Below are 14,257 nucleotides of genomic sequence, written 5' to 3'. Positions count from 1 at the left end.
CTCTTGCCAGCAGAGCCCGATGAGCGACAGGTGCACCGGGTCGCGCGGCCGACGGGATGCTTCGCACCGCTGATGACGCGCCCTTCGCGCTGCGCTGCCGTGCCGATCTGCTGCGCTGCGTCGCCGCGGTACCGAGGTGGCTGAGCCGACGAGCACGCGAGCCGTAAGCTCGCCGCGTGCATCCGAACTGCGAGGCCGTGCAGGCCGTCCTGACCGCCGCCGGCGCACCCGGACGGGTCCAGATCCTGGACGAGGCAGCGCCCACTGCGGCCGCCGCGGCCGCGCAGTTGGGGGTCGCCGTCGGCGCGATCGCGAACTCGCTGATCTTCGCCACCGCCGAGGGCGAACCACTGCTGGTGCTCACCAGCGGCGCGCACCGCGTCGACACGGCCAAGGTCGCCGCGCTCGTCGGCACGAGCGAGCTGCGCCGGGCCAAGCCCGATTTCGTGCTCGCCGCGACCGGCCAGGTGATCGGCGGCGTGGCCCCGGTCGGGCACCCGGCACCGATCCGCACGCTGGTCGACCAGGATCTCACCGGGTACCCGCAGGTCTGGGCAGCGGGCGGGATCCCGCACGCGGTCTTCCCGACGACCTTCGCCGAACTGGTGCGGCTCACCGGCGGAACGGTCGCGCAGGTTGCGTAGCAGCGGCCGCATCCATGCGGCAGGATCTGGTGAATGCGATCGACGCCCACGCCGGTGAGCGGGTCGTCCGCGCGCATCGAGGCGTGGTCGGGGCGGCAGTTCGCCGAGCGCGTCGAGGACGCGATGGACATCTATGCGCGCGCGATGCAGTACCCGCAGCATGCCGCGGCGCAGCGCTCGGTCACCGCGCGAAAGCACGTGAGCCACGAGGGATTCGCCTGCCGGGCCGCCGTTCTGGAACAGGGCGCGCTGATCGGCTTCGGCTACGGCTACACCACGCTTCCGGGGCAGTGGTGGCACGACCTGGTGCGCCGCGCGCTCACGCCGGAGTCCGCCGAGGACTGGCTTGCAGACGCGTTCGAGCTGTCCGAACTGCATGTGCTGCCGGGGTTTCAGGGCGGGGGCGTCGGGCGCCGGTTGCTGCTCGAGCTCGCCGGGGCTATCCCGCACGCGGCGATGCTGCTGTCGACGCCGGACGCCGACACCCGCGCGTTCCGCCTGTATCACGATCTGGGGTTCCTCGACCTGCGCCGGCACTACCTGTTCCCCGGCGACTCCCGGCCGTTCGCAGTGTTGGGTGCGCGGCTGCCGCTCGGCACCGGTGGTTGATGCCGGGGAGCGGCTCGGCCGGTCCGTCCCGCTGCTGTCCGGGCTCACCATCGCCGGCCAGATCGGCTATCCGCTGGTGCACGGGGCGACGCGTGACCGGCTCACCGTCGCCGTCGTGGTGCTCTTCGCGGCGGCGTCGCTGGCTCACGCGGCGACCAGCCGCGGGGTACGCCTCGCGGTAGGCCTGCTCGCGGTGACGGCAGTTCCCGGTTTCGCCGCCGAGCTGCTCGGCGTGCACACCGGCGTGCCGTTCGGCCGCTACACGTACACGGACGCGCTTGGGGTGCGGCTGGGGGGCGTGCCCGTGGTGATCGCTCTCGCCTGGACGATGTTCGCCTGGCCGGCCGCGCTGGTGGCGCGCCGCCTCGTGCGCACGTACCGGGCGCGCGTGCTCGTGGGCGGCTGGGCGCTCGCGTCGTGGGACCTGTTCCTCGACCCGCAGCTGGTCGCGGCGGGGCATTGGCGCTGGCGCTTCCCCGCACCGCACCTGCCCGGCGTCGACACCGTGCCGCTCACCAACTACCTCGGCTGGCTGCTCGTGGCGCTCATCGTGTCGGCGGGCGTGCAGGCCGTCGTCGACGGCCGGAACCCCGCGGCCGCGAGTCCGGACGACCGCTGGCCGTACGCGCTGTTCGTCTGGACGTGGCTGTCCTCGACGCTGGCGCTCGGCGCCTTTCTGCACCTGGGCGCCGCGGCAGCGTGGGGCTTCGCGGGGATGGCTCTGGTGGCCGTGCCGTTCGTGCGCACGGTGGTGGTCGGGCGGTGAGCGCGGCCGTGCGCGTCGCGGCAGGACTGGCCGTCGCCGCGACGGTGCACGCGGCGGTCAACGCGCGTCTGCTGCGCCGTCCGGCGCCGGGAGCGGTTGCGGCCGCCCGGGTCTCGGTGCTCATCCCGGCCCGCGACGAGGCGGCCCGCATCGGCAAGTGCCTGGCTGCCCTGCGAGCACAGGACGTTCTCGAGATCCTGGTGCTGGACGACGGGTCGTCCGACGGGACCGCCCGCATCGTGCGGGCGGCCGCCGAGGGTGACCCGCGGGTGCGCGTGCTGGAGGGGGCGCCACTGCCGACGGGCTGGCTCGGCAAGCCGTACGCGTGCGCGCAGCTGGCCGCGGCCGCAACCGGGGAGGTGCTCGCGTTCGTCGACGCGGACGTGGTGTTGGAACCGGGCGCGGTCACTACCGCCGCCGCGCTGCTCGCGACCTCCGGGCTGGACCTGATCTCCCCGCATCCGCGCCAGATCGCGGAGTCGGGGGCCGAGCGACTGGTCCAGCCCCTGCTGCAGTGGTCGTTCCTGACGACGCTGCCGCTGCGGCTCGCCGAGCGCTCGCCGCGGCCGTCACTGGCCGCGGCCAACGGACAGTTCCTGCTGGTGCGCCGCGAAGCGTACGAGCGGGCAGGCGGGCACGGTGCGGTACGTGCCGCAGTGCTCGACGATCTCGCCCTGCTGCGGGCGGTCAAGACGTCGGGCGGGCGCGGCGGGGTGGTCGACGGGACGGCGCTCGCCTCCTGCCGGATGTACGCCGGATGGGCCGAACTGCGCGATGGGTACGGCAAGTCGTTGTGGGCGGCCTTCGGCTCACCGGCGGGCGCGGCCGCTGTGGTCGGTGCGCTCGGCGTCGTGTACGTGCTGCCTGCGGTTGCGGCCCTGCGCGGCTCGCGGGCCGGCTTGGCGGGTTACCTCGCCGGGGTCGCCGGACGGGTGGTCACCGCCCGCGCCACCGGCTCGCGCGCATGGCCGGATGCCCTGGCGCATCCGGTGTCGATCACCGTGTTCGGGTACCTGACCGCGCGGTCGCTGGTGCAGCACCGGCGCGGGGCGCTGCGCTGGAAGGGCCGCGCACTTCGCTGATGCGGTGGAAGGCGGCATGCGGGTGCGCGTACGGCACATAATGGTCGACATTGGCCAGGAGCGTGAAATTCACGTAATGTAGAGACGTTGCGGGCCTTTGTGCATACCGGCTCCCCGTTGCCGGTTACTCCTGTGGCGATCATTTCCAGAGCCCCCTGGGGCTTGGATCGGCGTAGGCCGTGACCCAATTGAACGTTCTCGCACCTCCGGTGCGTGGCACGACTGCGCAGGACCGGATCATCGACGCGATCATCGACGCGCGCAGGATCCGCACCGTCTTTCAACCGATCGTGCATCTGGAATCGGCGACCGTGATCGGCTTCGAGGCGCTGACTCGCGGCCCGGCGGGGACCGAGCTCGAAGCTCCCGTCGCGTTGCTGGCGGCGGCCGAGCGGGTGGGCCGGCGCGTCGAACTCGACTGGCTGTGCCGGGTTCAGGCGCTGCAGTTGGCGGCGGATGCTGCGTTGCCCGCGGAGCTGACCTGGTTCGTGAACGTCGAGCACGCCGGCCTCGCTGCCACCTGCCCTCCGCCCTTGATGGCCACGTTCACCGAAACGCTGGCCCGGCTGCACGTGGTGTTCGAGGTTGTCGAGCGGCGCGACGGCACGTCGATGAGCGCACTGATGCGCGGAAGCGAGCGGGCTCGCCGCGATGGGTGCGGCATCGCGATGGACGACGTCGGCGCGGACTCTCACGCGCTGGCGATGCTGGAGTCACTGCGTCCGGACGTCGTGAAGCTGGACCTGTCGCTGATCCAGTCGCCACTGCGCGCGACGGGGCGCAGCATCGCCGCCGCGGTACGCGCGTATGCCGCCCGCACCGGGGCGGTCATCCTTGCCGAAGGGATCGAAACGATCGCGGACGCACACCGCGCCAAACGGCTGGGAGCCACGCATGCGCAGGGCTTCGGTTACGGGCGGCCGGGGCGACTGCCCGTAACGGTTCCCGCGCCGGGGCACCTGGCACTGCGGCGCCCCCATCGAGCATTGCTCGCAGCGCAGTGACGATGCCTGAAACGCAGTTGACGTCCAACACCACTGGACGTTCCAGCACTCTGGGTGACCAGTAGTGACCACGCCGTCGGGGGCGGTTGAGCGTACGGAAAGGCCCACAATGACCGACGGCGCTGTACTGACCACCGGATCTCGCTCGAACCTCGCTCGACTGGGCGGGCTTGCCGCGCTCCTCGCCGGCTGCCTCGCCCTGCTCGCCGGCGTGCTCGTGGCAGCTCCCACCCACGCCCACGCGGCTACCGCGAAGATCGATCTCGGCACCGCCGGCACCTACTCGGTCCTGGGCGCGACCACGGTGACGAACACGCTCACGACGGGGGCGCCGACCACTACGCTCGGCGGCGATCTCGGGCTCAGCCCGAACACCGCGAGTTCGATCACCGGCTTCCCACCCGGCATTGTCGGAGGAGTGACGAACGCGGGCAACGCGGCCGCGCTGCTGGCGCAGAACGACCTGACCGCCGCCTACGGCGATGCCGCCGGCAGGCCGCCGACCGGCGGGCTGATCGGGCCGGCGCTGGTCGGCAAGACACTGACCGCCGGCGTCTACAAGGCCAGCACATCCCTTCGGGTCGGCGGACCACTCACCCTGAACGGCGAAGGCGATCCGAACGCCGTGTTCATCTTCCAAGTCGGATCGACCCTCGTCACCGACTCGGCAAGCAGCGTCATCGTCAGCAACGGCGCTCAAGCCTGCAACGTCTTCTGGCAGGTCGCCAGCTCCGCGACGCTCGGCACCGGGTCGACCTTCAAGGGAACCATCATGGCGCTGGCCTCGGTGACCGTCACCACCGGCGTCACGGTCGAAGGCCAGGCGATGGCCCGAACCGGTGCTGTGACCCTGGACCACAACACCTTCAGCGCACCGGGCTGCGCTGCCACCTCGGCGACCGCGTCCGCGGCGGCCGCGGCCTACCGATCATCCGCCGCTGCCTCATCTGCCGCAGCCGCGTCTTCGGCGGCCGCCGCTTCCTCCGCCGCAGCGCGATCCTCGGCAATCGCCCGCTCCTCCGCTGCCTCGGCGGCCGCAAGGTCCAGCGCCGAAGCCTTGCGCGCGGCAGCCGCAGCGGCTGCCCGATCATCGGCAACCGCCACGCCAACTCCGGCAGCAACCGAAACGGAACTGGCCGCCACCGGGCCGACCGTGCCCAGCGGGCCGCTGCTGCTTCTCGCGGCGCTGCTGTTCGCAATAGGAACGCCGCTGCTGATCATCGGCCGCCGCCGATTCCACGGGCAGCACCGTGACTGACATCGGTGACCGCGCTCGCGTACCGATCGCCGCTGCAGCGCGGATCACGGCCGCCGCCTTCGTGCAGGGCAGTCCTAGCGAACAACGAGCTGCGCCAGGCCGATCACGGCGAGACCCGCCCACACCCCTGCACAGACGGCCGGCGGCCAGGTCGCCGGCGAGACCCCGGCGCACGCGCATGCCAGCGCCGCGCAGATCACCCGGGTAGGCCGCTCGGCCACTGTGATCCGCGCCAGCCGCCGACCGCCCAGCACTAGCCGAATCCCCTCGTGCGCAAGGGAGAGCGCACCGGCGGCGAGCGCCAGCGGCCACGGCGCACCACACCTCCAGAGCACCGCGGCAAACGCGCAGTCCGCGATCCGGTCGGCCGTCTTGTCGGCTACCGAACCGAACGCGCTGACTCGCCGCGACAGCATCGCGACCGCGCCGTCCAGCCCGTCGCACAGCGCGGACAGCAGCACCAGCGCGAGCGCGATCCACGGCAGCCGCGCGGCGAACAGCACAGCGTCGGCTGCGAGCACCACCCCCACCGCAGTGAGCGCGGTCGGCGGCACGCGCAACGCGGCCAGCGGACGCGCGAGTCGCCAGATCAGCGACAACCACGGGCGAAGCAGCGGCACCGCCGCCGGGTCCAGACCGTGATGCAGTGCCGACCAGCCCGCGGCCGGCGGTTCCATCGCGCTCAGATGCGCGCGCCCAGCGCGAGGTTCGCCCACACCTCGCGCGTGGCCTTCGAGCGGTTGAAGGTGATGAAGTGGATGCCCGGCACGCCCTCGTCCAGCAGTCGCTCGGCCAGCTTCGAACTCTCGTAGATGCCCATCGAGCGAACCGCCTTGGGATCATGGGCCACCGCGTCGAAGCGTGCGGCAAGCTTCGCCGGGAACGGTGCGCCGGACAGCTGCTCCGAGCGTTTGATCACTCCGATATTCGTCACGGGCATGACCCCGGCCAGGATCGGGACGTCGCATCCGGTCGCCGCCACGCGGTCACGCAGACGCAGATAGTCGTCGGCGTCGAAGAACATCTGCGTGATCGCGTAGTCCGCCCCGGCTCGACACTTCTGGACGAACCACTTCGTGTCGTCCTCGATCGTCATCGACCGCGGGTGCTTGTAGGGGAACGCGGCGACGCCCACGCAGAAGTTGCCGTGCTCGCGCATCAAGCCGACGAGATCCGACGCGTAGGAAAGGCCCTCGGGATGCTGTACCCACTCCCCCATCGGGTCACCGGGCGGATCGCCCCGTAGCGCCAGCATGTTGCGTACGCCCGCGCCGGCCAAGTGTCCGACGAGTGCCCGCAATTCGGCGACCGAATGGTTCACCGCGGTCAGGTGGGCGACGGGTAGCAGCGTGGTGTCGGACGCGATCCGCTCGGTGATCTCGATGGTCCGCGTCCGGGTTGAGCCGCCGGCACCGTACGTCACCGAGACGAACGACGGGTGCAGCGGCTCGAGCTCGCGAATGGTCTGCCACAGCAGGCGATCGTCCTCGATCGTCTTCGGCGGGAAGAACTCGAAGGAGAACGTGGGGCCGCCCTCGGCCAAGCACTCCCGAACCGTCCGCGTCATTCGCCCAGCGTAGTGTCCGAACGGTGAGCGAGCCCGCCGACGCCCTGACCCACCGCGTCGACACGGCCCTCGCGAGTTTCCTCGACCTGCGCGCCAAGTCGCTGTCCCGGGTAGGCCCCGAGTTGGCCGCCGTGACCGAAGCGATCCGCACCTTCGTCCTCGACGGCGGTAAGCGGCTGCGCCCACGGTTCGCGTACTGGGGCTGGCGCAGCGTCCGCGAGAGCACGGACGACGACGAAGCGCTCGTCACCGCGGCGGCCAGCCTGGAGCTGCTGCACGCCTGCGCACTCGTGCACGACGACGTGATGGACGACTCCGATTTCCGCCGCGGGCGTCCGGCAACCCACGCCGCGTTCGCGGCGCTGCACCTGGACTCGGGCTGGCCCGGCGCTGCGCACGAGTTCGGCGCCGCCGCAGCGATCCTTGTCGGTGACCTGCTGCTCGCCTGGGCCGACACGATGTTCGCCGCGGCCGAACTCGACGCCTCGGCGCTGCCCCGCGCGCGGGCCGTGTACGACGACATGCGTGAACTGGTGATGGCCGGGCAGTACCTGGACATCCTGGTCCAGGCGCGCGGCGACTTCTCCATCGAGGACGCCCTGCGCGTTGCCGAGTACAAGACCGGCAAGTACACCGTCGAGGGCCCGCTGCACATCGGTGCGGCCGCCGCCGGCGCGCCGGACGAGGTGTTCGCCGCGCTGTCCGCGTATGGCCGGCCGCTCGGCGAGGCGTTCCAGCTGCGTGATGACGTGCTCGGAGTCTTCGGTGATCCGGCGGTCACCGGCAAGCCGGCCGGCGACGATCTGCGCGAGGGCAAGCGCACCCTGCTGGTCGCGCTCGCCATGCAGTCGGCGTCGCAGGTGGAGGCCGAGTTGTTGCGGCACGAACTCGGCGACCGCTCGATGGACGACCACGGCGTCGCCGCACTACGCGAGGTGATCGTGTCCAGCGGCGCGCTCGATCAGGTCGAGCAGCGCATCTCGCAGCGCACCGCCGAGGCGCGGACCGCCTTGGGCTGCAACGCGATCGCGGACGAGGCGCGCGCTGCGCTGGACCAACTGGCGCTCGCCGCCACCGAACGGCACACGTAGGTCCGCACCAGCGGCGACACGCGGCAACTGCGTACAGGTCACGTTTCCGCCCGTGGTGAAAGGCACACCGACGGTCGTGTCATCCCGGGATGGGGGCCGTTTGCCGACGACCCGTGGCTGGCACTCGTGGTGCACGCCCACGACGAACTCGCCCACCACGGCGCGGAGGTGGCACTGCTGCGCGACCTCTACCCGGGCCCGGGCGACGGCCGCCGGACTTGATCGATCATGACCTGGCGCGCGACGCAGCAACGGATCCGCGCCGTCTGATCACCGCGGTGAGCATCGCCGTCGGCACCGGCGGCGCTCCCATGCACCGGACCGTAGCGCTCAGGCGACCGCGACCACAGCCAGTTCAGCCGGCGTGGCGAGGTTCGCGTGCGACGGCAGCACCCGCACCGTGTAGCCGAACGCTCCGGTCCGCTCCAACGGCAGCTCGCCCTCGAACCAGCAAGTACCGTCCGGGTGCTCGATCGGCTTCAACCTTACCGTCGAGATGTCGGACAGCCGGTCGTCGGTGTCAGCGGCGCCGTACACGGCCTGCACCTCGACGTCCTCGGACGACAACCCGTTGAGCGCCACCTCGGCGCGCAGCGTGAGCCGCCCGCCGAGTTGCGCGTCGCCATCGAGCTGCGAGTCGACGTACAGCACCCGCACGCCGGGCCAGGCGTCCAGCACCTTGCGGCGCCAGGCGGCCAGTTCGCGGGCAGCCGCGAAGTGGTCAGCCACCATCTGTGCCGACGAGACGGCCGCCGGCGCATACAGCTGCTGGACGTAGTCGGTCACCATCCGGCTGGCCAGCACCTTCGGCCCGAGCGACTTGAGGGTGTGCCGGACCATCTGCACCCAGCGGGTCGGGACGCCACTGGAGTCGCGGTCGTAGAAGCGCGGCGCGACGCTCTTCTCGACCAGGTCGTACAGCGCGCCCGCCTCGATGTCGTCGCGGCGATCCGGGTCGGAAACGCCGTCCGCGGTGGGAATCGCCCAGCCGTTCTCGCCGTCGAACCACTCGTCCCACCAGCCGTCACGGATCGACAGGTTCAGCGCGCCGTTCAGCGCCGCCTTCATCCCGGACGTCCCGCACGCCTCCAGCGGACGTAACGGGTTGTTCAACCACACGTCGACACCCCAGTAGAGGTAGCGCGCCATGCCGATGTCGTAGTCGGGCAGGAACGTGATCCGGTGGCGCACGGCCGGGTCGTCGGCGAAGCGCACCATCTGCGCGATGAGCTGCTTGCCGCCGTCGTCCGCGGGGTGGCTCTTGCCCGCGATGACGATCTGCACCGGGCGCTCGGGGTCGAGCAGCAGGGCACGCAGCCGGTCCGGGTCGCGCAGCATCAGCGTCAGCCGCTTGTACGACGGAACACGCCGCGCGAAGCCGATGGTGAGCACGTCCGGGTCGAACACCGAGGCGGTCCAACCCAACTCGGCCTCGCTCATCCCGCGCTGCAGCGAGGAGTTGTGCACCCGGCGACGCACCTCGTCGACCAGGCGCTCGCGCAGCTCATTGCGCAGCCGCCACAGTTCGCCGTCGCTCACCTGGTCCACGGCCTGGAACCCGTCGCCCTGGCCGACGGCGATGCTGCCGGCCTCGCGCTCGGCGATCTCCAGCGCCTCGCGCGCCATCCAGGTCGGGGCGTGCACGCCGTTGGTGATCGAGCCGATCGGCACCTCGGCGCTGTCGAAGCCGGGCCACAAGCCGGCGAACATCTCCCGGCTCACCTCACCGTGCAACCGGGAGACGCCGTTGGCACGCTGGCCGAGCCGCAGGCCCATGTGCGCCATGTTGAAGATGGTCGGGTCCTCCTCCGCGCCGAGCTCGAGAATCCGCTCGGTCGGCAACCCCGGCATCCCGGCCAGGTGCCGGGCGACCAGGTCACGCGAGAACCGGTCGATGCCCGCGGGCACCGGGGTGTGCGTGGTGAACACGGTGCCGGCCCGGACCGCCTGCAGCGCCTCGTCGAAGGTCAGCTGGTAGCCGTCGACGATCTCGCGGATGCGCTCGATGCCGAGGAACCCGGCGTGCCCCTCGTTGGTGTGGAACACCTGCGGGGCCGGGGTGCCGGTGACCTCGCAATACGCGCGGATCGCCCGGACGCCGCCGATGCCCAGCAACAGCTCCTGCTCCAGGCGGTGCTCGGCGCCGCCGCCGTAGAGCCGGTCGGTGATCTGCCGCGCCGCGTTGTCGTTCTCCTCGACGTCGCTGTCGAGCAGCAGCAGCGGGACGCGCCCGACCTTGGCCACCCAGATCTGAGCGTGCAGGGTGCGCGAATCCGGCAGCGGTAGCGCGACCCGGCTGGGCGAACCGTCGGCGGCGTGCAGCGCCTGGATCGGCAGGCCCTGCGGGTCGAGCGGCGGGTAGTGCTCGAGCTGCCAGCCGTCCCGCGAGAGCGACTGGCGGAAGTACCCCGCGCCATAGAGCAGACCGACGCCGATGATCGGCACGCCGAGGTCACTGGCCGCCTTGAGGTGGTCGCCGGCGAGGATGCCCAGGCCGCCGGAGTACTGCGGCAGCACCTCGGTGATGCCGAACTCGGGCGAGAAGTACGCGATCGAGGACGGGGAGTCGGCGAGCTGCTGGTACCAGCGCGGCTGGGTGAGGTAGTCGGTGAGGTCGTCGTGGACGTCCTCCAGGCGGCGCAGGAACTTGCGCTCGCGCGAAAGCTGGCCGAGCCGTTCCGCGCTGACCTCGCCGAGCATCCGGTTCGGATCGTGTCCGGACTGCTGCCAGAGGTCCGGATCGACCGATTCCAGAAGATCGAGCGAATCGGGATGCCAGGACCAGCGCAGGTTCTCGACGATCTCGCCGAGCTTGGCCAGCTCCGCCGGCAGGGCAGCGCGAATCGTCAGCCGTCGTAATGCCTTCACCCGGCGCACGCTAGCACTCTTCCCGCAACCGCTTACAGTCGATCCAACCGGCTGGGTACGGTGAGCTCATGGTTGGACGTTTCGGACTCAGCGGGGTCTCGCCCGTGGTCGGCTCCACCGTCTTGGCGGAGTTCCCGGCCAGGGCCGTGGTGGGCGAACCGATGCCGGTGTCCGCACTCGTGTTCCGTGAGGGGCACGACGCGGTGGCGGCCAGCGTGGTGCTGCGCGACCCGGCCGGCCGCAAGGCCGGCACGGTGCGGATGTCGCCGGGCGAACCGGGCACGGATCGCTGGCACGCCCTCGTGCGCGCCGACCGCACCGGCATGTGGAGCTTCTGCATCGAGGCATGGAGCGATCCGATGTCGACGTGGCACCACGCGATCACCGCGAAGATCGACGCCGGCCAGGGCGCCGACGACCTCGCGAACGACCTCGAGGGTGGCGCCCGGCTGTTCGACCGGCTGGCCAAACTGCTGAGCAAGGCCGAGCGGCCGCGCGCGCTCGCCGCCGCCCGCGCGCTGCGTGACACCAGCCTGGACGTCGCGCATCGGGTGGCGCCGGCGCTCGACGAGTACCTGCAGGCGCTCGCCTACGCCACGCCGATCCGCGAACTGGTCACCAGTTCGCCGCGCTACCCGCTCTGGATCGACCGCTCCCGCGCCCTGTTCGGGTCGTGGTACGAGTTCTTCCCCCGGTCAATCGGCGCGACGCTGGCCGGTGACCCGGTCTCGCCCGCCAAGCCGGCCCGGCACGGCACCTTCGCCGACGCCACTGCGCACCTCGACTACGTCGCGTCGCTCGGCTTCGACGTCGTGTACCTGCCGCCCATCCACCCGATCGGCGAGGTCAACCGCAAGGGCCCGAACAACACCCTCGCCGCGGCGAGCTGGGACGTCGGCTCGCCCTGGGCCATCGGCTCGCGCGACGGCGGCCACGACGCGATCCATCCGCAACTGGGCACGCTGGACGACTTCACCGCGTTCGTCAGCCGGGCGCGGGAGCTGGGGATGGAGGTCGCGCTGGACTTCGCCCTGCAGGCCGCACCTGATCACCCGTGGGTCCGGTCCCACCCGGAGTGGTTCACGACCAAGCCGGACGGCACGATCGCCTACGCGGAGAACCCGCCGAAGAAGTACCAGGACATCTACCCGCTGAACTTCGACAACGACCCGGCCGGCCTGTACGCCGAGTGCCTGCGGATCATCCGGCACTGGATCGCGGCCGGTGTCCGGATCTTTCGCGTCGACAACCCGCACACCAAGCCGATCAACTTCTGGCAGTGGCTGATCGGCGAGGTGACCAAGACCGACCCGGACGTGCTCTTCCTGGCCGAGGCGTTCACCCGCCCCGCGATGATGCACGAGCTGGCCAAGGTGGGTTTCCACCAGAGCTACACCTACTTCACCTGGCGCACCAGCAAGGACGAGCTGGAGACGTACGCGCGCGAACTCGTCGCCGCCGCGCACTACATGCGGCCGAACTTCTTCGTGAACACGCCGGACATCCTGCACGACTACCTGGTGCACGGCGGGCCGGCGGCGTTCGCGATCCGGGCAGTCCTCGCGTCCATGCTGGCCCCGGCCTGGGGCGTCTACTCCGGCTACGAGCTGTACGAGCACCTGAACCTGCGGCCCGGCAGCGAGGAGTACCTGGACTCGGAGAAGTACCAGCTGCGGCCGCGCGATTTCGCCGCGGCGATCGCCGACGGGCGATCGCTCGCCCCGTTCATCGGGACGCTGAACCGGATCCGCCGCGAGCACCCGGCGCTGCAGCAGCTGCGCAACCTGGTGATCCATGAGGTCGACCACCCCGACCTCATCGCGTTCAGCAAGCGTGACGACGCGACCGGCGACACGGTGCTGGTGGTGTGCACCGTCAACCCGCACGAATGGCGCGAGGCCACCGTCTCGCTCGACCTCACCGCGCTCGGCATGACATGGGACTCCGGTTTCACGGCGCGCGACCTGCTCACCGGTGCCGAGTACCGCTGGGGTCAGCGCAACTACGTCCGGCTCGACCCGCACACCCGACCGGCGCACATCTTCGTCGTCGAGCCCTGAGATGCGGGCGGTGGTCGCGCTCGCCGCGCTGCTGTCGCTCGCCGCGTGCACCTCGTCGGTGAGCCGTCCGGCCCCGACGGCGGCCCGTACCGGCTGGCACGAGCTCGCCCTGCCGGCGGCCGGCGCGCGGGTGATGGTGCTGACGCCCTTCGCCGGCGGCGTGCTGGCGCTGGGCTCGGTGCCGGCATCGGTCGGGCGCGCGCCGGCCGCGTGGACGACCACGGACGCGAGGAGCTGGCGCCGTCTCGCGCTGCACCCGGTGACCGGCTACGGGCAGCAGGCCGAGTTCGTCATGGCCGGCGTGGCGGGCACGCACATCGCCGCGTACGGCCAGGCCTTCGGCGGCGCGCACAGCAACGCACGGCCGACGCTGTGGGAGGGCGGCACCGGCGGGCTGACCGAGCACGAACAGGTGTTCACCCTGTTCGGCGGCGAGCACGCGATAGCGACGAGCGACGAGGCGGCGCGCCCCGGGCAGGTGTTGCTCGCCGGCTCGTGGGACGAGGCCGGCGGTGGGTACGGCGCGGCGGTCTGGACGTCACCGGACGGCGCGGCGTGGACGCGCTACACCGACGTGCCCGGCCTCGCCTCCGGACCCGGCGAGCAGACCGCGGCCTACGGCGCCGCCGCGACGCCGTCCGGTTTCCTGGTGGTCGGCAACACGCAGCGCGCGGGCGACGGCACCGTCCGTACCGACGCGCTCACCTGGACGTCGGCGACCGGGCGCGCGTGGACACGCAGCAGGCTGCCGTCCACCGGCCCGGCCTCGGCCACCCGCGCCGCGTGCGACGCGTCCGGTTGCGTGGTGGCCGGTAACACCGCGACCGCCGAGCAGCACGTGCTGTGCTGGTCGATCGATCCGTCCGGGCGGGCGACGCCGGCCAGCAGTGGGCCCGGCCGGGGCTTGGTGCAGGTGCGCCAGGTGCTCGCGCAGACCGACCGCGCCTACGTGCTCAGTGATGTAGACCGGGTGATCCGGCTGGACACCGTTGCGCGCGACTGCACCGGCTGGCGGTCGATCCCGGTGCCCGAACGCGCCCAGGACGCCGCGCTCACGCGGCTCGGCGACCGGCTGCTGCTCGCCACCACCGGTAGCGGGGCCAGCCGGCTCTGGCTGCGCGGCTGAGAAGAGTAAGCGCGGGCAAGGAATCCGATCACGGCCCGGACAACATCACGACACAAGATCGCCACAATGCCCTGCTACTGCGGCGATTCCCAGCTTCGGTTCCTAGCGTGCGAACCAGCCGGCTGAGAACCGGCAAGCGCCTGAAGCGCCAGCGGCCAGTGCACGGCTGCTGCCTCCGCCCA

12 protein-coding genes are annotated in these 14,257 nt (G+C 71.5%); 9 read left to right on the top strand and 3 right to left on the bottom strand.

The annotated features are described in order from the left end of the window. The first annotated feature begins 176 nt into the window (after window positions 1–176). The 6 genes from M6B22_RS19935 (at window position 177) to M6B22_RS19910 (ending at window position 5,363) form a co-directional block, all read left to right on the top strand. Window positions 177–644 carry a YbaK/EbsC family protein gene (locus M6B22_RS19935; RefSeq protein WP_269443318.1) on the top strand — a complete coding sequence of 156 codons (468 nt, stop codon included), beginning with the start codon at window positions 177–179 and terminating at the stop codon, window positions 642–644. Between the two features lie 33 nt (window positions 645–677). Further along, window positions 678–1,253, top strand: a complete 576-nt coding sequence (locus tag M6B22_RS19930) for a GNAT family N-acetyltransferase (protein ID WP_269443317.1) — start codon at window positions 678–680, stop codon at window positions 1,251–1,253. Beyond that, complete coding sequence (locus M6B22_RS19925) at window positions 1,246–2,019, top strand: carotenoid biosynthesis protein (RefSeq protein WP_269443316.1); 774 nt, start codon at window positions 1,246–1,248, stop codon at window positions 2,017–2,019. Before M6B22_RS19930 ends, M6B22_RS19925 begins: the two co-directional genes overlap by 8 nt. After that, entirely contained in the window at window positions 2,016–3,101 is a 1,086-nt protein-coding gene (locus M6B22_RS19920) for a glycosyltransferase (RefSeq protein WP_269443315.1), read from the top strand. The genes M6B22_RS19925 and M6B22_RS19920 overlap by 4 nt, the downstream gene beginning before the upstream one ends. Before the next feature lie 179 nt (window positions 3,102–3,280). After that, on the top strand, window positions 3,281–4,105 hold the full coding sequence (locus M6B22_RS19915) for an EAL domain-containing protein (RefSeq protein WP_269443314.1): 825 nt from the start codon (window positions 3,281–3,283) through the stop codon (window positions 4,103–4,105). A 109-nt stretch (window positions 4,106–4,214) separates the two neighbouring features. Continuing rightward, window positions 4,215–5,363, top strand: a complete 1,149-nt coding sequence (locus tag M6B22_RS19910) for an ice-binding family protein (protein WP_269443313.1) — start codon at window positions 4,215–4,217, stop codon at window positions 5,361–5,363. 74 nt (window positions 5,364–5,437) lie between these two features. On the opposite strand, the gene M6B22_RS19905 is transcribed toward M6B22_RS19910, so the two are convergent. Both M6B22_RS19905 and metF read right to left on the bottom strand, forming a co-directional pair. Then, a complete protein-coding gene (locus M6B22_RS19905; protein WP_269443312.1) occupies window positions 5,438–6,040 on the bottom strand; it encodes a CDP-alcohol phosphatidyltransferase family protein in 603 nt (200 codons plus the stop codon). A 5-nt stretch (window positions 6,041–6,045) separates the two neighbouring features. Next, on the bottom strand, window positions 6,046–6,930 hold the full coding sequence (gene metF, locus M6B22_RS19900) for a methylenetetrahydrofolate reductase [NAD(P)H] (RefSeq protein ID WP_269443311.1): 885 nt from the start codon (window positions 6,928–6,930) through the stop codon (window positions 6,046–6,048). A gap of 23 nt (window positions 6,931–6,953) precedes the next feature. Between metF and M6B22_RS19895 the strand changes: the two genes are divergently transcribed. Further along, on the top strand, window positions 6,954–8,021 hold the full coding sequence (locus M6B22_RS19895) for a polyprenyl synthetase family protein (protein WP_269443310.1): 1,068 nt from the start codon (window positions 6,954–6,956) through the stop codon (window positions 8,019–8,021). 330 nt (window positions 8,022–8,351) lie between these two features. On the opposite strand, the gene glgP is transcribed toward M6B22_RS19895, so the two are convergent. Then, the gene (glgP, locus tag M6B22_RS19890) at window positions 8,352–10,889 is read right to left on the bottom strand and encodes an alpha-glucan family phosphorylase (RefSeq protein ID WP_269443309.1); all 2,538 of its coding nucleotides are present in this window, start codon (window positions 10,887–10,889) and stop codon (window positions 8,352–8,354) included. 68 nt (window positions 10,890–10,957) lie between these two features. Between glgP and M6B22_RS19885 the strand changes: the two genes are divergently transcribed. Together M6B22_RS19885 and M6B22_RS19880 are read left to right on the top strand one after the other, a co-directional pair. After that, window positions 10,958–12,949 (top strand): alpha-1,4-glucan--maltose-1-phosphate maltosyltransferase, encoded by a 1,992-nt coding sequence (locus M6B22_RS19885; RefSeq protein WP_269443308.1) that lies wholly within the window; start codon window positions 10,958–10,960, stop codon window positions 12,947–12,949. Window position 12,950: 1 nt separating this feature from the next. Continuing rightward, entirely contained in the window at window positions 12,951–14,075 is a 1,125-nt protein-coding gene (locus tag M6B22_RS19880) for a hypothetical protein (RefSeq protein ID WP_269443307.1), read from the top strand. Window positions 14,076–14,257: the final 182 nt, after the last annotated feature.

This window comes from Jatrophihabitans cynanchi, from assembly GCF_027247405.1.
GTDB classification, from domain to species: domain Bacteria; phylum Actinomycetota; class Actinomycetes; order Mycobacteriales; family Jatrophihabitantaceae; genus Jatrophihabitans_B; species Jatrophihabitans_B cynanchi.
This window is presented reverse-complemented; position numbering and strand designations above follow the sequence as displayed.

What these genes read in the sequence shown, in the direction of transcription:
- M6B22_RS19930 (WP_269443317.1), top strand. Translation starts at nt 678, where the DNA reads ATGCGATCGACGCCCACGCCGGTGAGCGGGTCGTCCGCGCGCATCGAG.
- M6B22_RS19910 (WP_269443313.1), top strand. Translation starts at nt 4,215, where the DNA reads ATGACCGACGGCGCTGTACTGACCACCGGATCTCGCTCGAACCTCGCT.
- M6B22_RS19905 (WP_269443312.1), bottom strand. Translation starts at nt 6,040, where the DNA reads ATGGAACCGCCGGCCGCGGGCTGGTCGGCACTGCATCACGGTCTGGAC.
- metF (WP_269443311.1), bottom strand. Translation starts at nt 6,930, where the DNA reads ATGACGCGGACGGTTCGGGAGTGCTTGGCCGAGGGCGGCCCCACGTTC.
- M6B22_RS19885 (WP_269443308.1), top strand. Translation starts at nt 10,958, where the DNA reads ATGGTTGGACGTTTCGGACTCAGCGGGGTCTCGCCCGTGGTCGGCTCC.
- M6B22_RS19880 (WP_269443307.1), top strand. Translation starts at nt 12,951, where the DNA reads ATGCGGGCGGTGGTCGCGCTCGCCGCGCTGCTGTCGCTCGCCGCGTGC.